The following is a 20,676-nucleotide window of genomic DNA, read 5'->3' on the forward strand; positions in this document are numbered from 1 at the left end:
GAGCGCTCAGCTCATCACGGCCTTCTTGCGCGATTTGGGCATGTCGACAAAATGCACGCTGCCCTGTGGCTTCTTGCCGAACAGCGCGCCATCCGAGGTGCCGCCCGAGCAGCCGTTGCCGAAGGTGAAGCCGCAGCTGGCCTTGTCATTGAAGCTGTCCTCGACCATTTCCTTGTGCGAGGACGGGATCACGAAACGGTCCTCGTAGTTGGCGATGGCCATGGTCTTGTACATGTCCTCGACCTGCGCGGGCGTCAGGCCCACTTGCTTCAGCACGTCCAGGTCCTGCACACCGTCGACCACCTGTGAGCGCTTGTAGGCGCGCATCGCCAGCATGCGGTCCAGTGCCGACAGCACCGGCATCACGTCGCCCGCGGTCAGCAGGTTGGCCAGGTACTTGACGGGGATGCGCAGGCTCTTGACGTCGGGGATGATGCCGTTCATGCCCATGTGGCCCGCTTCGGCCGCAGACTGGATCGGCGACAGCGGCGGGATGTACCAGACCATCGGCAGCGTGCGGTACTCCGGGTGCAGCGGGAAGGCGACCTTCCACTCGCACGCCATCTTGTAGACGGGCGACTTGCGCGCGGCATCGAGCCAGCCTTGCGGAATGCCCTGGCGCAGCGCCTCGGCCTGCACCGCCGGGTCGTGCGGGTCGAGGAACACGTCGAGCTGCGACTGGTACAGGTCGCGCTCGTCGGCCACCGACGCGGCCTGCTCGATGCGGTCGGCGTCGTACAGCATCACGCCGAGGTAGCGGATGCGGCCGACGCAGGTCTCGGAGCAGACCGTAGGCTGGCCGGCCTCGATGCGCGGATAGCAGAACAGGCATTTCTCGGCCTTGCCGCTCTGCCAGTTGAAATAGATCTTCTTGTATGGGCAGCCCGAGATGCACATGCGCCAGCCGCGGCACTTGTCCTGGTCGACCAGCACGATGCCGTCGTCCTCGCGCTTGTAGATCGAGCCGGAAGGGCACGAGGCCACGCAGGCCGGGTTCAGGCAGTGCTCGCACAGGCGCGGCAGGTACATCATGAAGGTGTTCTCGAAGGTCGAGTACATCTCCTTCTGCACGTCGTCGAAGAGCTTGTCGCGGCCGCGCGAGCTGAACTCGCCGCCGAGATCGTCTTCCCAGTTCGGGCCCCACTCGATCTTTTCCATCTTGCGGCCGGTCAGCACCGAGACCGGGCGCGCGGTTGGCGGAGTCTGCGACAGCGGCGCCTTCTGCAGGTGCTCGTAGTCGTAGGTGAAGGGCTCGTAGTACTCGTCGATCTGCGGCAGGTTGGGGTTGGCGAACAGGTTCGCCAGGATCTTCAGCTTGCCGCCCTGGCGCGGCTCCAGCGTGCCGTCGGCATTGCGCTTCCAGCCGCCCTGCCACTTGTCCTGGTTCTCCCATTCCTTGGGATAGCCGATGCCGGGCTTGGTCTCGACGTTGTTGAACCACGCGTACTCGACGCCGTCGCGGCTGGTCCAGACGTTCTTGCAGGTCACGGAGCAGGTATGGCAGCCGATGCACTTGTCGAGGTTCAGCACCATGGCCACCTGGGCGCGGATCTTCATTGCGTTGCTCCTTCCTTGTTCGATTCCACGAGCGGCCCTTCGAGCCAGTCGACCTTCTTCATCTTGCGCAGGATCACGAATTCATCGCGGTTGCTGCCCACGGTGCCGTAGTAGTTGAAGCCATAGGCCAGCTGCGCGTAGCCGCCGATCATGTGCGTGGGCTTGGTCACGGCGCGCGTGACCGAGTTATGGATCCCACCGCGCATGCCGCTGGTTTCGGCCCCGGGCACGTTCACGATCTTTTCCTGGGCGTGGTACATCAGGCACATGCCCTTCGGTACGCGCTGCGACACCACCACGCGAGCCGTCAGCGTGCCGTTGACGTTGAATACCTCGACCCAGTCGTTGTCGCGGATACCGTTGGCCTTGGCCTCGGCTTCCGAGATCCATACGTGCGGGCCGCCGCGCGACAGCGTCAGCATGCGCAGGTTGTCGGAGTAGGTGGAGTGGATGCCCCACTTCTGGTGCGGCGTGATCCAGTTCAGCACCAGTTCCGGGTTGCCGTTGGGCTTCTTGCCCAGCATCGGCGCCACGGTCTTGGTATCGATGGCCGGCTTGTACACGCACGCGCCTTCGCCAAAGTCCAGCATCCAGCGGTGGTCCTGGTAGAACTGCTGGCGGCCGGTCAGCGTGCGCCAGGGGATCAGTTCATGCACGTTGGTGTAGCCGGCGTTGTAGCTGACCTCTTCCGATTCGAGGCCCGACCACGTCGGCGCTGAGATGATCTTGCGCGGCTGCGCCTGCACGTCGCGGAAGCGGATCTTGTCGTGCTCGCGCCCTTCGGCCAGGTGGGTGTGGTCGCGGCCGGTGATCTTCGACAGCGCTTCCCAAGCCTTGACGGCAACGTGGCCGTTGGTTTCGGGCGCGAAGGTCAGGATCATCTCGGCGGCGTCGATTGCCGTTTCGAGCTTCGGCCGGCCGTGGCTCACGCCGGGCTCCGTCACCGTGTGGCTCAGATCGCCGATTTCCTTCACCTCATGCTGGGTATTCCAGTTGATGCCCTTGCCACCATTGCCAAGCTTGTCGAGCAGCGGGCCGATCGAGGTGAATTTCTTGTAGATGTCCGCGTAGTTACGCTCGACCACCGTCATCGACGGCGCGGTCTTGCCCGGGATCAGGTCGCACTCGCCGGCCTTCCAGTCCTTCGGCTCGAACGGCTGGCCCAGTTCGCCCGGGGTATCGTGCAGCAGCGGCGTGCAGACGAGGTCCTTGCGCGTGCCCAGATACGGGCCGGCGATCTCGCTGAACTTCTTCGCGATGGCCTTGTAGATCTCCCAGTCGGTCTTGCTTTCCCACAGCGGCTGCACGGCTTCGGACAGCGGGTGGATGAAGGGGTGCATGTCGGACGTGTTGAGGTCGTCCTTCTCGTACCAGGTCGCCGTCGGCAGCACGATGTCGCCATACAGGCAGGTGGTGCTCATGCGGAAGTCCAGCACGGTCAGCAGGTCGAGCTTGCCTTCGGCGGCCGGGCGCACGGTGACTTCGCTCGGCGTGATCGCATCGTTTTCGTCGCCGAACACGGCGTTCTGGGTGCCGAGCAGGTACTTCAGGAAATACTCATGTCCCTTGCCAGAGCTGCCCAGGATGTTGGAGCGCCACACGAACATGTTGCGCGGGAAGTTGGCAGGATTGTCCGGATCATCGCAGGCAAACTGCAGTGCGCCCGACTTCAGTTGTTCGACGGTATAGGCCACCGGATCCTTGCCCGCTCGTTCGGCGGCGTCGACCACGTCAAGCGGATTGGTGCCGAGCTGCGGCGCCGACGGCAGCCAGCCCATGCGCTCGGACCTGGCGTTCAGGTCCAGCAGCGACAGGCCGTCATAACGCTTGCGGTCGGCGGTCGGCGACAGGATCTCGTCGACGGCCAGCTTCTCGTGGCGCCACTGGCTGGTGTGGTTGTAGAAGAACGAGGTGCCGTTCATCTGGCGCGGCGGGCGCGACCAGTCCAGGCCGAAGGCCAGCGGGGCCCAGCCGAATTGCGGGCGCAGCTTTTCCTGTCCGACATAATGGGCCCAGCCGCCGCCGCTCTTGCCGATGCAGCCGCACATCATCAGCAGGTTGACGATGCCGCGGTAGATCATGTCGTTGTGGTACCAATGGTTCAGCGCGGCACCGACGATCACCATGCTCTTGCCTTGCGTGCGGTCGGCGTTGTCGGCGAACTCGCGCGCCACCTGGATCACCAGGCGGGCCGGCACGGAGGTGTGCTTTTCCTGCCAGGCGGGAGTGTAGGGCACGTCGTCTTCATACGAGGTCGCCACATTGGGGCCGCCCAGGCCCTGGTCGACACCGTAGTTGGCCATCTGCAGGTCGTACACGGTCGCCACCAGCGCGGTGCTGCCGTCGGCCAGCGTGATGCGGCGCGCCGGCACGCGGCGGCGCAGCAGTTCGTCGTGTTCGCCGCCGAAATAGGGGAAGCCGACTTCCACCACCTCATCGTGGTGGCTGAGCAGCGACAGGCGCGGCTCGACCGCGCGGCCGCTGCCGCCGTCCTTCATTTCCAGGTTCCAGCGGCCCACCTTCTCGCCGCCGTTGTGCGCGGCCTCGCCCCAGCGGAAGCCGATCGAGCCGTTGGGTGCGACGATCTCGCCGGTGGCCTCGTCGATTTGCAGCGTCTTCCACTCGGGATGGTTGGCTTCGCCGAGGTTGTCGGCCAGGTGCGAGGCGCGCAGGAAGTGGTCGGGCACCAGCGTATCGCCGTTGTCCTGGTTCTGGCGCAGCAGCACCAGCATCGGCATGTCGGTGTACTGTCTGATGTAGTCGCGGAAGTAGGCGGACTTGCCGCTGGCGTGGAATTCCTTCAGCACCACATGGCCCATGGCCATCGCCAGCGCGGCATCGGTGCCTTGCTTCGGCGCCAGCCAGATATCGCCGAACTTGACCATCTCGCCGAAGTCGGACGAGACGGCGACGGTCTTGGTGCCCTTGTAGCGGACTTCGGTGTAGAAGTGCGCGTCAGGCGTGCGCGTCTGCGGCACGTTGGAGCCCCACACCATCAGGTAGGTCGAGTTGTACCAGTCGGCCGATTCGGGCACGTCGGTCTGTTCGCCCCAGATCTGCGGGCTGGCCGGCGGCAGGTCGCAGTACCAGTCGTAGAACGACAGGCAGGCGCCGCCGAGCAGGCTCAGGTAGCGCGCGCCGGCGGCGTACGAGACCATCGACATGGCCGGGATCGGCGAGAAGCCGACCACGCGGTCCGGGCCGAACTTCTTCACGGTGAAGGCGTTGGCCGCGGCGATCATCTCGGTGGCGGTGTTCCAGTCGGCGCGCACGAAGCCGCCCTGTCCGCGCACGCTCTTGTAGCGCGCCGCCTTCTTCGGGTCCTGGCTGATCGATTCCCAGGCGGCGACCGGATCCATGGTCTTGCGGGCCTCGCGCCACATTTCCATCAGGCGGCCGCGGATCATCGGGTACTTGACGCGCTGCGCGGAGTAGACGTACCAGCTGTACGACGCGCCGCGCGGACAGCCGCGGGGCTCGTGGTTGGGCAGGTCCGGGCGGGTGCGCGGGTAGTCGGTCTGCTGCGTTTCCCAGGTGATCAGGCCGTTCTTCACGTAGACCTTCCAGGAGCAGGAGCCGGTGCAGTTCACGCCGTGGGTGGAGCGCACGATCTTGTCGTGCTGCCAGCGGCTGCGGTAGCCGTCTTCCCACTTGCGGTCTTCGTTCACCACCGCGCCGTGGCCGTCCGCATAGGTGGACTTGACGCGCGACATGAACTTCAGTCGATCCAGGAAATGACTCATTTGCTTGTTCTCCGCGAGGCTTTTCTGCGGCGCTCCAGAGGATGCGGGAGCGTTTGCAGGGACACCTTGAGCTTATGGGGGAGCGGGGCGGCAGCCAATTCGCTGGTGGAACTGCCGCCGCATGGCGATCGGGGGAGGTGCCGGGCGCGGGACTAGTTCCGAAGAACTAGTCCGGCCGGCAAGGGGGTCAGCAGGGCATCGGCGCGTTGCGGCGCGCGTAGTACCACCACGTCACCAGCACGCAGCTGACATAGAAGGCGATGAAGCAGTACAGCGCGGTATCCGGTGCGCCGGTCAGCTCCAGCGAGGTGCCGAAGCTCTTGGGGATGAAGAATCCGCCGTACGCGCCGATTGCCCCGGAGAAGCCCAGCACCGCGGCGGATTCCTTGGCGGCATCCTGCAGCGCCTGGCGTTGCGCGATGTCGCCCTTGCCCCTGGCGGCGCGCTGGCGCTCGGTCAGGAAGATCACCGGGATCATGCGGAAGGTCGAACCGTTGCCGATGCCGGTCAGCGCGAACAATGCGATGAAGGCCGCGAGGAAGTAGGTGAAGTTGCCGCCGGCGCCGTCATGCGGCAGCGCTGCCAGCACGGCGAACACCGCCGCGATCATGCCGACGAAGGTCCACAGCGTGACGCGCGCACCGCCGAGCTTGTCGGAGATCCAGCCGCCCACCGGACGCGTCAGGGCACCCACCAGCGGCCCCAGGAAGGCATAGGCGGTGGGGTTCACGCCTGGGAACTGCGACTTGGTCAGCAGCGCCAGCCCGGCCGAGAAGCCGATGAACGAGCCGAAGGTGCCCACGTACAGCCAGCACATCAGCCAGTTGTGCTTGCGCTTGAAGATCACGGCCTGCTCGGCGAACGACGCCTTTGCATCGGCGATGTCATGCATGCCGAACCACGCGGCCAGTGCCGACACCACGATGAACGGCACCCAGATAAAGCCGGCGTTCTGCAGCCACAGGTTCTGCGTGGTGCCGTTGGCCTGGTATTGCTGCGGCTCGCCGCCGAGCGCGCCGAACACCACCAGCGACACCACCAGCGGCGTGACGAACTGCACCACCGACACGCCCAGGTTGCCGATGCCGGCATTCAGCCCGGTGGCCAGTCCCTTCTTCGCCTTGGGGAAGAAGAAGCTGATATTGGCCATCGACGAGCTGAAGTTGGCGCCGCCCAGCCCGCACAGCAGCGCCAGCACCAGCAGCGTGGGATAGCCCGTGGACGGGTCGCGCAGCGCGAAGCCCATGCCCAGCGCGGGGATCAGCAGCAGCGCGGTGGAGATCGCGGTGAAGCGGCGCCCGCCGAACACCGGCACCAGGAAGGAATAGAAGATGCGCAGTGTGGCGCCGGATAGCGCCGGCAGCGCGGTCAGCCAGAACAGCTGGTTCTTGGTGAACTGGAAGCCGGCGCGGTCGAGGTTGACGGCGACCACGCTCCACAGCATCCAGACCACGAACGCCAGCATCAGCGCGGGGATCGAGATCCACAGGTTGCGATAGGCGATGCGCTCGCCCTCGCTTTGCCAGAACGCCACGTTCTCGGGCTCCCAGCGGGTGAGTACGGATGAGGTCATGATAGGTGTGCCTTGGTGGTGAAAGCGCGGAGGCGCGGTTGGAGGTGAGCAATCAGGCTGCTGCCTGTGTCAGGCCGACGGCCTGTGCCTTGCGCTGGCGTTCAGCGCGCTGGCTGTAGTGCATCCACACCAGGCTCACGCATACCGTGCCGTACATCAGCATGAAGCAGCTGCTGCGCACGCCGGTCAGGTCGGCCAGCATGCCGAACAGGATCGGCAGGATGAAGCCGCCCAGGCCGCCGGCCAGGCCGACTACGCCGGAAACCGCGCCGATGTTGTGCGTGAAATCGTTGGAGATGAACTTGAATACCGAGGCCTTGCCGATGGCGAAGGCGATGCCGACCACGAACAGCAGGATGGTGAATACCGTGGGCGTCAGCGCGATGCGGAAGCCTTGCGGGCCGCTGGTGGTCTGGACGATGAAGTCGGTCTGCGGATAGCTCAGCAGGAAGAAGCCGACCCAGCTCAGCCACATCACCCACCAGGTGGTGCGGTGTGCGCCGTAGCGGTCGGAGATCCAGCCGCCGATGGCGCGCAGCACGCCGCCGGGCAGCGAGAAGCAGGCGGCCAGGAAGGCGGCGGTCCTGATGTCGAAGCCGTATTCGCCGATGTAGTACTTGGTCATCCACAGCGACAGGCCGACATAGCCGCCGAACACCACCGAGTAGTACTGCGAATAGCGCCACACGCGCGGGTCGCGCATGACCGCCAGCTGCTCGCGCCAGCCCACGCCGGACTTGACCAGGTGCGCCGGGTTGCTGCGCGAGAACACCCAGAACAGCAGCGCGGTGACGAGCATCGCCACCGAATACACGCGCGGGACGATGGTCCAGGTGCCGGCCGCCAGGATCATCGCCGGCGCGACGAACTTGGTCAGCGCCGCGCCCGAGTTGCCGGCGCCGAAGATGCCCATCGCCAGGCCCTGGCGCGAGCGCGGGAACCAGCGCGCCACGTAGGGTGTGCCGACCGAGAAAGAGCCGCCCGCGAGCCCGACGAACAGGCCCAGCACCAGCAGTTGCCACAGGCTGTGCGCGTAGGAGATCAGCCAGATCGGGATCACCGTCGCCAGCATCAGCGCGAAGAAGACGATGCGGCCGCCGAAGCGGTCGGTCCAGATGCCCAGCGGCACGCGGATCAGCGAGCCGCTCAGCACCGGCGTGGCTGCAAGCAGGCCGAATTCCGTGTCGTTGAGGCCGAGTTGCTGCTTGAGCGGGATGCCGAGGACGGCGAACAGCATCCAGACGGCAAAGCAGATGGTGAATGCGAAAGTACTGGACGCCAGCGTTATTGCCGCGCCGGCCGGAACGGGTTCCAGCGCGCGTGTTTGGGTGGCCATGGCCATGCTCCTGTGTCAACTTTGGCGGGGGTGATGCCAGAGTAGGGGCCGCCACTGGTGCTGCCTATTCGCCGGCAGCACAGCGCGCCACATGTAACGATCTGTCGTTGGAGTTAGTTCTACCGGCGGAGGTTGGTGGCGCGGCGCTGGTGCTATCGTGATTGCGGCACGCATGGCACCCGTTTGCGTGCTTGCGGCAATCCTGCGCCAGATCAAGAATCTGACGTATGCCGCCCCGGCACTGCCGGATTCACCAGAGATACCGACCCGTTCCGCCCGCCATGGAAACCATCCCGATCCTTCCTTCCCGGCCATCGCCCTCGGGCAAGACACCTGCCGGACCGCCGCCACGCGGCTTCGCCTTGTTCGCGCTGGGGTTCCGGCCGTTCTACCTTGGCGGCGCGGCCTTTGCCGCGCTGGCGATCGCGGCATGGTCGGCAATGCTCGCGGGAATGCAGTCGGTCGGGCCGGCGCCGGTGCTGCCCGCGATGTTCTGGCACGCGCACGAGATGGTGTTCGGCTTTGCCGCGGCGATCGTGGTGGGCTTCCTGTTCACGGCGGGACGCGCCTGGACCGGCCAGCCGACGCCGACCGGCGCGGCGCTGGCGGTGCTGTTCCTGCTGTGGCTAGCGGGACGCGTTGGCATGTGGGTGGTGCCAGGCACCATTGCCTTCGCTATTGAAGGCGCATTCCTGCCGCTGGCTGCGCTGGCCTTCACGCGCACGCTGGCCAGGGCCGGCAACCGGCGCAACTACCCGCTCGCGCTGGCGCTGTGGCTGCTCGCCGTGGCCAACATCGCCGCACTGTGGCTGCAGGCCGGCGGGCATGACGCTGCGGCGCTGCATGCCTGTCGCGCCGGCGTGGCGCTGGTGACGCTGTTCGTGGTGGTGATCGGCGGCCGCGTGATCCCCATGTTCACCACCAACGCGATTCCCGGCTTCCGCCTGAGGCAGTACCAGCAGGTCGATCGGATGGTGATCCCGGCGACGGTGCTGGGGCTGGCCTCGGGATTGCTGCCGCTGCCGGGATGGCTGGCCGCGGCGCTGTCCCTGCTCGCCGCCGGCGTGCTGGCGCTGCGCGTGGCGGGATGGCGCGGCTATGCGGTCGGCAACCGGCCACTGCTGTGGGTGCTGCACCTCGCCTATGCATGGCTGCCGGTAGCGTTGCTGCTGCAGGCACTCGGTGCGCTGGGCCTGGTGATGGCCGGGCTGGCGACCCATGCGTTCACGGTGGGCGTGCTCGGCGTGGCCATCATCGCCATGATCACGCGCACCGCGCTGGGCCACACCGGGCGCATGCTGGTAGCCGGCCGCACGGAAACGGTGGCGTACTGGCTGATTGCCATGGCCGCGGTATTGCGTGTATTCGGTCCGATGGCGTGGCCCGCCGGCTACCTGCACTGGATCTGGGGCGCCGGGGCGTGCTGGGTGGCAGGGTTCGGCCTCTATGCACTGGCCTATGCGCCGCGGCTTGCGCGCCCACGGGTGGACGGCAAGCCGGGTTGAACCAGAGGATCAGGGGCAAGCGTGCGCCGCCGAGCGCCGGTAGTCGCCCGGTGTCATGCCGGTCCAGCGGCGGAAGGCGCGGAAGAACGAATTGGCATCGTCGAAGCCGAGCCGGAAAGCGATTTCTCCGAGTGACATATTGCCCTCGGTCAGGTATCGCCCGGCCAGCTCGCGACGCACATCCTCGCACAACGCGCGGAAGCCCGTGCCTGCCGCCATCAGCCGGCGTTGCAGCGTGCGTTCGCTGATGTCGAGGTGGCGCGCCACCGCGGCCAGGCTCAGCGCGCGCACGCCGGCCAGCTGGTGCAGGGCGGCGCGCACGTCGTCCAGCGATGCCGCCGCGTGCCGTGCGTCGCGCGTGGCGGCGGGCGCCGCCGGCCGGCTGTGGGCGCGGGCGACCAGGCGCAGCGCCAGGTCGCGCCGGCCGAACACGATCGCGTCTTCCGGCTCCCCAAAGCGCACCGGGCAATCGAAGGCCTCGGTATAGCGCAGGTGCCAGTCGGGCTGGCCGATGCGCAGCGAGACCCGCAGCGGATGCAGCGGCTTGCGCGTGAACTGGCGCCCGAAGGCCAGCAGCGAGCACAACTCCATGTCGATGCGCGGGCGGGTGTCAGGCGCCTCCGGTTCGCTCGGGCGGATACAGACCCAGGCCTCTTCGCCCTGCCGGCGCAGTTCGATGCGGTCGCCCATCATCAGCTTCTGGTAGCGTGCGATCCGCCGCAGCGCCGTGCCCAGCGACGGGCCCGCCATGGCCGGCATGCCTGCCAGGCCTAGCAGGTCGGGCTGCATCCGGCTGCCCAGCCACAGGCCGATGGCGGGATCGCCGGTGGCCTGGTAGACCGCGCACAGCAGGTGGCTCGCCCGCTGGGGCCCGGCCTCGGACGTGTCCGGGGTGGAAGAGGTTTCGGGATCGGATTCCGGAGCAGGCACGAGCGCCGACACGTCGTAACCGCCTTCACGCAGCGCGTGCAGCAGGTCACGAGGGAACGGCCTGGCCTGGATTGGCTCTTGTAGTGGCATCGTTATTGGCTGGCAAATCGGCGCAAGGCGCCAGTGCTAGCCCCCGGTAAGACTGAGATTACGCGGTGGTCGCGGCGCCTTCAAGGGCACGCGGGGGGAAGATGTGTGGTCAAGGCAGCGCAACCAGCGGGCTGGCAAGGGGCGGGGCGCGGCTCTGCGGGAGGGCGTCGACCGGGGGTAACGAGGGTCGATGCGCAGGTCAATACAGCTGTTGCCTAAAATTTGTGCGGTCCGGTGCGTTTCCGCACAGACCAAGGCTTCCGGGGAGGAGGCGGGCAGGATATCCACAGATTCTGTGGATATCACGGCAGGGTTTTCAACATGGGTTTGTGCGGCTGCCGGAATCCGCCGGAAACCGGTATGCTGCACAGTTTTGGGGGCAGGGTAACACTGCGCAAGCGGTGACGGTGTCCGCACCGGATTCCGTTCGTGCCGATATCGCGCATGATCCTGGCCTATCTTCTCGGAAGTTGCCGCTTTCCTGCTGCCAGCTTTCTCGACTGGCATAACCGCAATGCCAAACTGCCTGCCGCCATGCGCCATGAACGGTCGTCCGCAGTGCCCTCTCGCCTGACATGCCTGGCCACCTTGGCCGCGAGCGCGACGCTATGTGGCTGCGTGGCGCAATACCGGGTGCCGTCGGGCGCCCCCACGGCCAGCGTGCGGTTGCTGACCAATACCGAAGAAATCACCTCATTCGCGGTGGTCGACCCGGCCAGGTGCCCGGTGCCGGCACGGCCGCTGGTCCTGGCTGGCACGGGCAAGCAGTTGTCGGCAATGGGCCGGGATCGCGAGTTGGGCCTGCCGGGGCGCTCACCCGAGCCGCCGGCACGCACGCGCGAACGTCTGGTCGAGGCAGGCCGGCGCATCTACGTGGCCGTGACCTCCGTCGCCGAGCCGCCGTTGCCGGAGCAGCGTTGCGCGGCCGGTGTGTCGTTCGTGCCAGCGCCAGGGGCGCTCTATGAAATCCGGTATCAGCGTGACGAGGCCGCGAGCCAGTGCTCGGCGCAGGTATTGCGGATGCAGCCACTGGAAGGTGGCGGCGCGCGCCTGACGGCGGAGCCGACGCAGAAGGGATTCCGCGCGCTGCGCAAGGAGTATGTGTGCCAGGCGCTGTGACGGCGCCCTGGGCGGGGTCGGAACGATAGCGCGCAGGCAGGCCCCCGCCTGCCCGGCGGGCGGGATTACTGCTCGATCAGGAAGCGCTCGGGGCGCTTGCCCAGCCATGCCGGGGCGCGGCCGCGGCCGGACCAGGTCTTGCCGGTCTTGGGATCCATGTACTTGGGCGGCAGCGCAGAGCCCGAAGCCGTCTTCTTGACGGCGGAACCCGCGGGGCGGCCGCGCTTGCGCCGGGGCATGATGTCTTCCGCGGTCAGGCCATATTCGGTCATCAGTTCGCGGATTTTGTCGGTCACGCCGGCGACTTCCGTCGCGCGCACTTCATTCAGCTTCGCTTCCAGCGCTTCCTTCTCAGCCAGGAGTTGCTTGTATGTCGCCATTTATTTCCCCTTTCTGCAATTAGGCCGCTGCATGGTACTAGAACTTCAGGCCGCGGTTGACATAAAAATTTTACAAAAAATAACGGGGATTGCACGGATTGATTGGTCGTTGAGTGCCATTGCGGCGCCCGTGCTGCGGCAAATGGCAATGCCGCCGCTCCAATTTCCGCCAAAGGAAAAAAGCTGGAGCTGCCGGTTTTTGCACCTAGACTGGTTCTCTGCATTGCGCAACCTTTCCGCGGAGACGTCATGAACCAGCAGATCTTTGTCAATTTGCCAGTACGCGACCTGCAAGAGTCGATCTCGTTCTTTACCAGTCTTGGATTTACCTTCAATCCCCAATTTACCGATGACACCGCCACCTGCATGGTCGTTGGCGAGAACATTTTCGTGATGCTGCTGACCGAAGCCAAGTTTCGCAGCTTTTCGCCGAATGACATTTGCGATGCGCGCAAATTCACCGAAGTGCTGGTTTGCCTGTCGATGGAAAGCCGTGCGCGCGTCGATGAAATGGTGAATGCCGCAGTGACCGCGGGCGGCAATACCTACAAGCCGCCGATGGACCTGGGATTTATGTACGGGCATGGCTTCCAGGACCTCGATGGCCATGTCTGGGAACTGGTGTACATGGACACGGCGGCAATGCAGGGGGCGCAGTAACTTGCGCACCAAAAAAAACAGCCCGGGAAAGCAGGAAGCCCGGGCTTGAAATCCACCTGGATCGCGGTGGAGGAGACAACTTGTCGTGGACGTCCCGGGCCGGTTGCCCGGGATGCGTCAGGCAGGATCAGATCGCCCAGCCGCCGGCATAGAAGGCTGCCAGCACCACCGCGATGGCGACGGTGCCGACATTGAGCTTGCGCCATTCGCCGGCGATCACGCGGCCGACCACCAGCGTGCAGAAGCCCAGCATGATGCCGGTGACGATATTGCAGGTCAGCACGATAAACACCGCACAGACCAGGCCGGCCAGCGCATCGACCAGGTCATCCATATGCAGGCGGCTGACGCTGGACAGCATCAGCAGGCCCACGTACATCAGCGCCGGCGCGGTGGCGTACGACGGCACCAGTGCCGCCAGCGGCGAGAAGAACATCACCGCCACGAACAGCAGGCCCACCACCACGGCGGTCAGGCCGGTCTTGGCGCCCGCGGCCACGCCGACCGTCGATTCGATATAGGCCGCGGCCGGTGCGCCGCCAAAGAAGCCGGAGAAGATCGAGCTGACCGAGTCCGCCGTCAGCGCGCGGCCGCCGTTGTGGATATGGCCGGCGGCGTTGAGTTGCCCGGCTTGCCCGGCCACGGCGCGGATGGTGCCGGTGGCGTCGAACACGGCGGTCATCACCAGCGCCAGCACGCTCGGCAGTACCGCCGCGGTCAGCGCGCCGCGCAGATCCATCGCGCCGATCAGCGATGCGTGGCCCGGTGCGCTCAGCGACGGCAGCGCGAACACGCCGGTGAACTTCACCGCCGGATCGAAGACAAGGCCGAGTGCAGAGATCGCGATGATCACCAGCAGGATGCCTCCCGGCACCTTGCGCCGCTCCAGGCCGAAGATCGCTGCCAGGCCCAGCACCGACATCACCACCGGGAACGAGGTGATCTTGCCCAGCGCGACCGGCAGGCCGGGGTGGGTGTTCTTGACCACGAGGCCGACTTCGTTGGAGGCGATCAGCAGCAGGAACAGGCCGATGCCGATGCCCGTGCCATGTGCCACGCCCGCCGGCAGGTTGCGCAGGATCCAGGAGCGCACCCCGGTCACCGAGATCGCGGTGAAGATCAAGCCCATCAGGAACACCGCGCCGAGCGCGACCGCCGGCGACAGGCCCTGGCCCAGCACCAGGCCGAACGCCATGAACGCGGTCAGCGAAATGGCGCAGCCGATTGCGATCGGCAGCTTGGCCCACAGGCCCATCAGCAGCGAGCCGAAGGCGGTGGTCAGGCACACCGCGACAAAGACCGCGCTGGTGTCGAAGCCGGCCTTGCCCAGCATGCCGGGCACGACGAAGACCGCATAGACCATTGCCATGAAGGTGGTGATGCCCGCCACCACTTCCTTGCGCTGGGTGCTGCCGCGCGCGCTGATCTCGAAATAGGCGTCGAGCCGGTTCCGGACCTCGGGAACGTTGGGGCGTGCCGCATCGGCTTCCGTCGCCGACGACGGATAGGGCTGCTCGATCATGATGAACTGTCTCCTTGCAGGGGCTCTGCAACGTCCGTCGTGCGGTGCGTCGTCAGGCTTGTCTCACGTGGTTCTGGCTGTTTTGGGCTGCAGGCCTGGAGCCTCGCCAACCCGCTCTTATCGGTGTGCCGGCTTGTCGTTGCCTTCTTGTGCGGGCGTGATCTGGGCAAGGCTGAAGGCTAGGTGAGCGCGAGGGACTCGTCATAACCGCAGCAGAATGCGCGGCATGCGTGGAGGGGAATACCGGATGTGGTGGATGGTTATCTTCGAGGTCCAAACCATCGCCAGGTGGCGCACGGGGCGCAGGCCATTATCATCCGCGCCATATACGGCATATAGGGAATGACCCGGATGCCGAGCAAGGTACTTCGCTATACTAGGGATAACCCTTAATTGCCTCGCGCGGCTGGCCGGAATCCGGTCAACTGTGCATTGCGAGGCTCTGAACATTCCTCCGATCCGGAAAAGGAAACATTGCCATGCAAGTGCTCGCTGATACGCTTTATCGTCAACCCGCCCAAGCCACATCGCAGTCCAAGTCCCACGCCAGGCCCACCGTCCGTGCTACCGCCGAACCAGCGCGCGAGGTCGATTACTATGCCCGCATGGGCAGCGGCCGCTCACTGGCGGCCCGTGTACGTGAGTACTTCGCCCGCGGCTGGACGCTCTACCTTGACAACGCGCGTGCTGCGGCGCCGCTGATCCACCTCTAAAGCCGCTTCCTGGCGCGCCGGTGCTCAGTACATGCCGGTACGCGCCATGAATGCCTGCAGGGTCCAGCCACGACCCAGCAGCAGCCGGCGCGTGTGCAGGTCTTCGCGCTCCCGGGGGCTCACCGTCTCGCCCAGCCATGTCAGCGTCTTCTGGCGCAGGTCGACATAGCCGCCGGGGTAATCCGCGCCAAGGACTTGCCATAGCGCATGCGCCCCGGCCGACTGGCGGGCGCCGCTCAGCAGGCACAGCCCGCCGTCCAGCGCCCAGCGGTATAGCGCCCCGGCCAGGCCGCAGCGCTGGTAAGCGGGCGCAAACTTCGTATGCGGCGCGCGCACCCATGGGTCCGCGCGCCGGCCTACCTCGATCAGGCGGTTGAACACGGTATAACCGGCCAGGCGCCGCTGCATCACATCTTCCACATACACGTAGTACTCGCCGTCGGCTTCGCGGTAGCGCATCCGCAGCGCCGGTGTGCCTGTCGGCAGCGCCGGCATGTCGTGCAGGCGGTCGCCGGGCCGGTGGATGCGATCGTGGAGCAAGCCCAGTTCGCGCTCGATCTCCCCTGGGGCGAGTTCCACGTCGATGCGCAATGCCAGCGGACGCGTCAGGGCCGGCACCAGGCTCAGTGAAGGAAACGGGACCATGGCGCGCCTCAGGTTTCGAGGAGCAGGTAAAGGGCGGCAAGCGCCGCCATGGCAAGAAGGGTCTGGCGGTAGAGCTGAGGCATGACTGGCTTTCTCCTGGCTGCATGATCAAGCGGAAGCCGGATGGCAATCCGCGCCATGTGCCGTGCGGGGAAGCTCAGGTCTGCTGGAGGGTAGTGTCCCGAGCTGCCCGCACGGCCAGGAAAAGCACGGCGCTGCGGACCACGCCGTGGGCGGCGTGGTCAATGGCGTAGCCCGGTTGCTGCGCGGTCACGGCGAACGCCGCCGCCGGCAGGGCCGGGCGGTTCAATGCGGCGAAGCGGACGATGCGAGACATCGGACGTGGTGAGTCGGAATCGGGGAACCATGCTTATGCCATATTTGTGCGGCGATGTCCAGCTAACATGCCGATATCCGCTTTTATCTGCTGCCTACCCTCTCGCTGGATGAGGGCGGCGCGGTTTTTCGGGACGGTGCCGGCGCCAATCTCAATTGTGAACGCTGTCTACATGTACTAGACTCGGATGCATCGCTCAACGGCCTTCCCGCAGGAGCCATGATGACGACGTCCCCCGAAACCGGCCCAATCATGCTGCTGGTCGCCACCACCAAGGGTGCCTGGACTTTGACCAGCGACGCCAGCCGCGGTCACTGGCAGGTGGCAGGTCCCGCCTTCCTTGGCCACACTATCCACCACATCGTCCAAGATCCCCGCGAGCCGTCGCGAATGCTGATGGCCGCGCGCACCGGCCACCTTGGCCCGACGGTGTTCCGCTCGGCCGACGGCGGCCGCAACTGGACCGAGGCCACGCGCCCGCCCGCCTTCGACAAGGCGCCCGAAGGCGAGACCGGCCGTGTGGTCGACCATGTGTTCTGGCTCACTCCCGGACACGCCAGCGAACCCGGCGCCTGGTACGCCGGCACCTCGCCGCAGGGGCTGTTCCGCAGCACCGACCACGGCGCCTCGTGGGAGCCCGTGTCGGGCTTCAATGACCACCCGATGTGGCGCAACTGGACCGGCGGCGAACAGGATGGCACTCCCGACGGGCCCAAAATGCACTCCGTGCTGGTCGATCCGCGCGACAAGCGTCATCTCTACATCGGCATGTCCAGCGGCGGCGTGTTCGAGAGCACCGACGCCGGCGCCGACTGGAAACCGCTGAACCGCGGCAGCCTGGCCCTCTTCCTGCCCGATCCGAATCCGGAATACGGCCAGGACCCGCACTGCGTGCTGCAGCACCCGGCCAATCCCGACATCCTGTACCAGCAGAACCATTGCGGCATCTATCGCATGGACCGGCGCGAAGGCGTATGGAAGCGCATCGGCGAGGCGATGCCCGCCGAGGTGGGCGACATCGGCTTCCCGATCGTGGCGCATCCGCGCGATGCGGGCACGGTGTGGGTGTTCCCGATGGACGGCAGCGATGTCTGGCCGCGCGTCAGTCCCGGCGGCCACCCCGCGGCCTATGTTACCCGCGACGCCGGCGAGACCTGGCAGCGCCAGGATCGGGGCCTGCCGCCCGAACAGGGCTGGTTCACGGTCAAGCGGCAGGCCATGGCCACCGACAGCCATGGGCCGGTGGGCGTGTACTTCGGCACCACCGGTGGCGAGATCTGGGCCAGTGCCGACGAAGGCGAGCACTGGCGCTGCATCGCCAGCCACCTTCCGCAGGTCTACGCCGTCAGCGTGGCGCGGCCGGCCTGAGTCGGAGGGCAGCCATGCAGGTACGCATTGCCACGCCGCTGTTCTCCTATACCGGCCAGCGCGAGTATGTGGAAGCCCACGGCGCGAACATCGGCGCGCTGCTGGACGACCTCGACCGGCAGTTTCCGGGCATGCGGTTTCGCATCGTCGACGAACAGGGGAAGCTGCGGCCATATATCCGGGTGTTCGTGAATCGGACGCAGTTGATGCGGCTGGATGCGCCGCTTCAGGAAACGGATGAGGTGCATATATTGCAGGCATTGGCGGGCGGCTGACGGCCATTTGCATGCTGCTGCTCCGCTTCCCTTTTCCCCGTGCGCCTGAGCGTGGCCGCGTCGTTTAACTCTCCAGCCCTCACGCCGATATCCAGACATGACCCCTGCCGTCCGCCAGCCGCCGCGGCGGCAGGGCAATGCACACACGGCGGCCACGGATCATTCAACGCACGGCACGGGAGCGACGCATGAGCAGTTCCATGAGGGACATCGACGAACGGACTAACCTCACCAACAACAACCAGTTCGAACTGCTGCTGTTCCGGCTGGGCGATGCCGAGCACAGCGGGCAGTCCGAGTTGTTCGGCATCAATGTGTTCAAGGTGCGCGAGATCCTGGTGATGCCGCCGGTGACGACCGTGGTGGGGGCAGACCCGTCGATCCGGGGCATGGCCGATATCCGCGGCCAGGTGATTCCCGTGATCGACCTTCCCAGGCTGGTGGGATGCAAGCCGCGCAACGGGCTCGGCATCCTGCTGGTGACCGAGTACGCGCGCTCGACGCAAGGCTTTGCGGTCGAGGCGGTGGAGGAAATCGTGCGCCTGGAGTGGAACCAGGTGCACTCGGCCGAGGCCAGCGTGCGCACCGGCCACGTCACCAGCATCGCCAAGCTCGATGCAGGCACGGACCAGGCGCGCCTGGTGCAGGTGCTGGACGTGGAGCAGATCCTGCGTCATGTGCTGCCGGCGCGGCAGCCGGACGTCGAGCCAGGCTCGGTCGGCCCGCAACTGAACCTGCGCCCGGGCCTCAAGGTGATCGCCGCCGACGACTCCGCGCTGGCACGCGGCCTGATCGAGCAGGGCCTGAAGGCGCTGGGCGCGCCGGTGCTGATGACCAAGTCGGGCAAGGAAGCGTGGGAACTGCTCGACCGCATCGCCGCCGAGGCGGCCAGCCACGGCAAGTCGGTGCGGGACGAAATTGCGCTGGTGCTGACCGACCTGGAAATGCCGGAGATGGACGGCTTTACGCTGACGCGCAAGATCAAGGCCGACAGCCGCTTGAAGCAGCTGCCGGTGGTGATTCATTCGTCACTGTCGGGCGAGGCCAGCGAGGAGCACGTGCGCAAGGTGGGCGCGGATGCCTACGTGGCGAAGTTCGTCGCCAAGGAACTGGCCGATACCATCCGCGAGGTGCTGACGCGCTGAGCGGGCGCGGCCTGAGTTTTGGTGGCTGAGTTCGGTGCCCGAAACCACAACCTGCGTGGCCTTAGGCAGCACAGGGCACAAAATCCTTCAGGCTGCAAGCATTCCCGTATGTTTACGGTTTGCCTATAAAACGGGCACTCCAGTACGAGCCAAGGCTGGCGCGCCCTTGGCGGTTGTCAAGAGGGGGGATATCCACCGAAGCTGTGGATAGATCCTGTGGACAAGGCAGGCGTCCCGGCGGAACTGCCGGGACGCCTGCCGGCGGTCCTGCGTGACCTCCACGCCCTGCCGCGCTCCCTTGCTCGCTCTCTCCTTTGCCTGGCCTGCTCCCTCCCGGGACGCTCCCGGTCCGTTACTTGGGCTGCTCCACCGTGCGCAGGTAGGGCTTCAGCGTCTTGAATCCTTGCGGGTATTTCTTCTTCGCATCTTCGTCCGAAACCGATGTCGGGATGATGACATCCTCGCCCGGCTTCCAGTTCACGGGCGTGGCCACGGTGTGCTTGGCATTGAGCTGCAGCGAATCCAGCAGGCGTAGCACCTCATCGAAATTGCGCCCCGCGGTCATCGGATACACCAGCATGGCCTTGACCTTCTTGTCCGGGCCGATGATGAACACCGAGCGGATGGTGGCGTTGTCCACCGCCGTGCGCGGTCCGGCGTCGCTGGCTTCTGGGTGGATCATGTCGTAGAGCTTGGCCACGGTCAGGTCGGCATCGCCGATCATCGGATAGTTGATGGCGGCGCCCTGCGTCTCTTCGATGTCCTTGGCCCAGCGCTGGTGGTCGCTGACGGGATCGATGCTCAGGCCGATGATCTTGGTGTTGCGCTTGTCGAATTCTGGCTTGAGCCGCGCCATGTAACCCAGTTCGGTGGTGCATACCGGCGTGAAGTCCTTGGGGTGCGAGAACAGGATCGCCCAGCTGTCGCCGATCCATTCATGGAAGCTGAGCTTGCCTTCCGTGGTGTCTGCGGTGAAATCCGGGGCTTGTTCGCCCAGTCGAATCGCCATGGTTGCGCTCCTTGCAGTTGGCATGGGGGTGGAAAGAGCGCGCTGCCGGCGTGCCGGCCGGCAACGCGCGCGATTGCCTGGCCTAGCGCAGGACCAGCACCGGGATCGTGCTGTGTGTCAGGACCTTTTGCGTTTCACTGCCGATCAGCAACGCCTGCAACCCGCGCCGCCCGTGCGACGACATCACGATCAGGTCGCAGCCGCGCTGCTCCGCGCACTGGATGATGGCCTGCCACGGGTGGTCGTCGGTGGCGGTGACGGTGTCGCACGGCACGCCGGCCTGGCTGGCAGCACGCGTGACCGCGGCCAGGAAGGTATCGGCATGGTGCGCAGCCTCGGCCGCGAACGAGTCCTTGGTGTCCTGCAGGCCGGTCAGCCGGTACGTCATTACGTGGTACTCGGGAATCACATGCAGGCCGGTCGCGCGGGCCCCGATGCGGCTGGCGAAGGTCATGGCGCGGGCCACTGTCGCTTCGGCGCGTGCGGAGCCGTCGGTGGGGACAAGGAGGTGCTTGAACATGATGGCCTCCGATTGCAGTGAGTTGCCGTGTCCGCCGGGCCGTTCCGCCCGGAACCGTCCGGACGAGCCACTCCAGTATAGGAATTGGCCGGTGATAGCGACAGGTCGCGTGCTGGCTTTGCAACGCCGTGGCACCGCCCTTTGCGGGCTGCCCTTGCCGACGCGATGTCGCGCGGTGGAAGAAAGGGGCAAGCAGCGGCAAGCAGCCGCAAGCAGTGGCATATGGCGGCGCCGCATGCCACGTTCATT

19 protein-coding genes are annotated in these 20,676 nt (G+C 66.0%); 8 read left to right on the forward strand and 11 right to left on the reverse strand.

Annotated elements, in window-relative coordinates; genetic code table 11:
- Nucleotides 1–6: 6 nt before the first annotated feature.
- The 4 genes from narH to K309_RS0104885 all read right to left on the reverse strand — a co-directional run bounded on the left by narH (nt 7) and on the right by K309_RS0104885 (nt 8,209).
- Nucleotides 7–1,557: a nitrate reductase subunit beta gene (narH, locus tag K309_RS0104870; protein ID WP_029045371.1), complete on the reverse strand. Its 1,551-nt coding sequence runs from the start codon at nt 1,555–1,557 to the stop codon at nt 7–9.
- Nucleotides 1,554–5,300, reverse strand: a complete 3,747-nt coding sequence (locus tag K309_RS0104875) for a nitrate reductase subunit alpha (RefSeq protein WP_029045372.1) — start codon at nt 5,298–5,300, stop codon at nt 1,554–1,556. The genes narH and K309_RS0104875 overlap by 4 nt, the downstream gene beginning before the upstream one ends.
- Nucleotides 5,301–5,487: 187 nt before the next feature.
- Nucleotides 5,488–6,873, reverse strand: a complete 1,386-nt coding sequence (locus tag K309_RS0104880; protein WP_029045373.1) for a NarK family nitrate/nitrite MFS transporter — start codon at nt 6,871–6,873, stop codon at nt 5,488–5,490.
- Nucleotides 6,874–6,925: 52 nt separating this feature from the next.
- Complete coding sequence (locus K309_RS0104885; RefSeq protein ID WP_029045374.1) at nt 6,926–8,209, reverse strand: MFS transporter; 1,284 nt, start codon at nt 8,207–8,209, stop codon at nt 6,926–6,928.
- Between the two features lie 281 nt (nt 8,210–8,490).
- Between K309_RS0104885 and K309_RS0104890 the strand changes: the two genes are divergently transcribed.
- Nucleotides 8,491–9,714, forward strand: a complete 1,224-nt coding sequence (locus K309_RS0104890; protein ID WP_029045375.1) for an NnrS family protein — start codon at nt 8,491–8,493, stop codon at nt 9,712–9,714.
- Between the two features lie 9 nt (nt 9,715–9,723).
- Here the strand turns inward: K309_RS0104890 and K309_RS0104895 are convergent, their stop codons facing one another.
- Nucleotides 9,724–10,734 (reverse strand): AraC family transcriptional regulator, encoded by a 1,011-nt coding sequence (locus K309_RS0104895; protein WP_051320334.1) that lies wholly within the window; start codon nt 10,732–10,734, stop codon nt 9,724–9,726.
- Between the two features lie 444 nt (nt 10,735–11,178).
- Between K309_RS0104895 and K309_RS0104900 the strand changes: the two genes are divergently transcribed.
- Nucleotides 11,179–11,853, forward strand: coding sequence for a hypothetical protein (locus tag K309_RS0104900; RefSeq protein WP_232232310.1), 675 nt, complete (start codon nt 11,179–11,181; stop codon nt 11,851–11,853).
- Between the two features lie 65 nt (nt 11,854–11,918).
- Here K309_RS0104900 and K309_RS0104905 read toward each other — a convergent pair whose 3' ends face one another.
- Nucleotides 11,919–12,233: an H-NS histone family protein gene (locus tag K309_RS0104905; RefSeq protein WP_029045378.1), complete on the reverse strand. Its 315-nt coding sequence runs from the start codon at nt 12,231–12,233 to the stop codon at nt 11,919–11,921.
- Between K309_RS0104905 and K309_RS41560 the strand changes: the two genes are divergently transcribed.
- The gene (locus tag K309_RS41560; protein WP_156914300.1) at nt 12,220–12,486 is read left to right on the forward strand and encodes a hypothetical protein; all 267 of its coding nucleotides are present in this window, start codon (nt 12,220–12,222) and stop codon (nt 12,484–12,486) included. The genes K309_RS0104905 and K309_RS41560 overlap by 14 nt on opposite strands.
- Nucleotides 12,483–12,893, forward strand: coding sequence for a VOC family protein (locus K309_RS0104910; RefSeq protein ID WP_029045379.1), 411 nt, complete (start codon nt 12,483–12,485; stop codon nt 12,891–12,893). The genes K309_RS41560 and K309_RS0104910 overlap by 4 nt, the downstream gene beginning before the upstream one ends.
- Nucleotides 12,894–13,020: 127 nt before the next feature.
- On the opposite strand, the gene K309_RS0104915 is transcribed toward K309_RS0104910, so the two are convergent.
- Entirely contained in the window at nt 13,021–14,415 is a 1,395-nt protein-coding gene (locus K309_RS0104915) for an NCS2 family permease (RefSeq protein ID WP_029045380.1), read from the reverse strand.
- Between the two features lie 479 nt (nt 14,416–14,894).
- Here K309_RS0104915 and K309_RS0104920 point away from each other — a divergent pair, with 479 nt between their 5' ends.
- Nucleotides 14,895–15,128 (forward strand): hypothetical protein, encoded by a 234-nt coding sequence (locus K309_RS0104920; RefSeq protein ID WP_029045381.1) that lies wholly within the window; start codon nt 14,895–14,897, stop codon nt 15,126–15,128.
- Nucleotides 15,129–15,152: 24 nt separating this feature from the next.
- Here K309_RS0104920 and K309_RS0104925 read toward each other — a convergent pair whose 3' ends face one another.
- Nucleotides 15,153–15,773: a hypothetical protein gene (locus K309_RS0104925; protein WP_035876815.1), complete on the reverse strand. Its 621-nt coding sequence runs from the start codon at nt 15,771–15,773 to the stop codon at nt 15,153–15,155.
- A gap of 157 nt (nt 15,774–15,930) precedes the next feature.
- Nucleotides 15,931–16,110, reverse strand: a complete 180-nt coding sequence (locus tag K309_RS0104935) for a hypothetical protein (RefSeq protein ID WP_029045383.1) — start codon at nt 16,108–16,110, stop codon at nt 15,931–15,933.
- A 222-nt stretch (nt 16,111–16,332) separates the two neighbouring features.
- Here K309_RS0104935 and K309_RS0104940 point away from each other — a divergent pair, with 222 nt between their 5' ends.
- The 3 genes from K309_RS0104940 (at nt 16,333) to K309_RS0104950 (ending at nt 18,898) form a co-directional block, all read left to right on the forward strand.
- The gene (locus K309_RS0104940; protein WP_029045384.1) at nt 16,333–17,478 is read left to right on the forward strand and encodes a beta propeller repeat protein; all 1,146 of its coding nucleotides are present in this window, start codon (nt 16,333–16,335) and stop codon (nt 17,476–17,478) included.
- A 14-nt stretch (nt 17,479–17,492) separates the two neighbouring features.
- Nucleotides 17,493–17,753: a MoaD/ThiS family protein gene (locus K309_RS0104945; protein ID WP_029045385.1), complete on the forward strand. Its 261-nt coding sequence runs from the start codon at nt 17,493–17,495 to the stop codon at nt 17,751–17,753.
- Between the two features lie 188 nt (nt 17,754–17,941).
- Entirely contained in the window at nt 17,942–18,898 is a 957-nt protein-coding gene (locus tag K309_RS0104950; protein WP_029045386.1) for a chemotaxis protein, read from the forward strand.
- A 352-nt stretch (nt 18,899–19,250) separates the two neighbouring features.
- Here K309_RS0104950 and K309_RS0104955 read toward each other — a convergent pair whose 3' ends face one another.
- Both K309_RS0104955 and K309_RS0104960 read right to left on the reverse strand, forming a co-directional pair.
- Complete coding sequence (locus K309_RS0104955; protein ID WP_029045387.1) at nt 19,251–19,907, reverse strand: peroxiredoxin; 657 nt, start codon at nt 19,905–19,907, stop codon at nt 19,251–19,253.
- Between the two features lie 82 nt (nt 19,908–19,989).
- Nucleotides 19,990–20,427: a universal stress protein gene (locus K309_RS0104960; RefSeq protein WP_029045388.1), complete on the reverse strand. Its 438-nt coding sequence runs from the start codon at nt 20,425–20,427 to the stop codon at nt 19,990–19,992.
- Nucleotides 20,428–20,676 lie beyond the last annotated feature (249 nt).

Origin of the sequence: Cupriavidus phytohabitans (assembly GCF_000426345.1) — a bacterium.
GTDB lineage: Bacteria > Pseudomonadota > Gammaproteobacteria > Burkholderiales > Burkholderiaceae > Cupriavidus.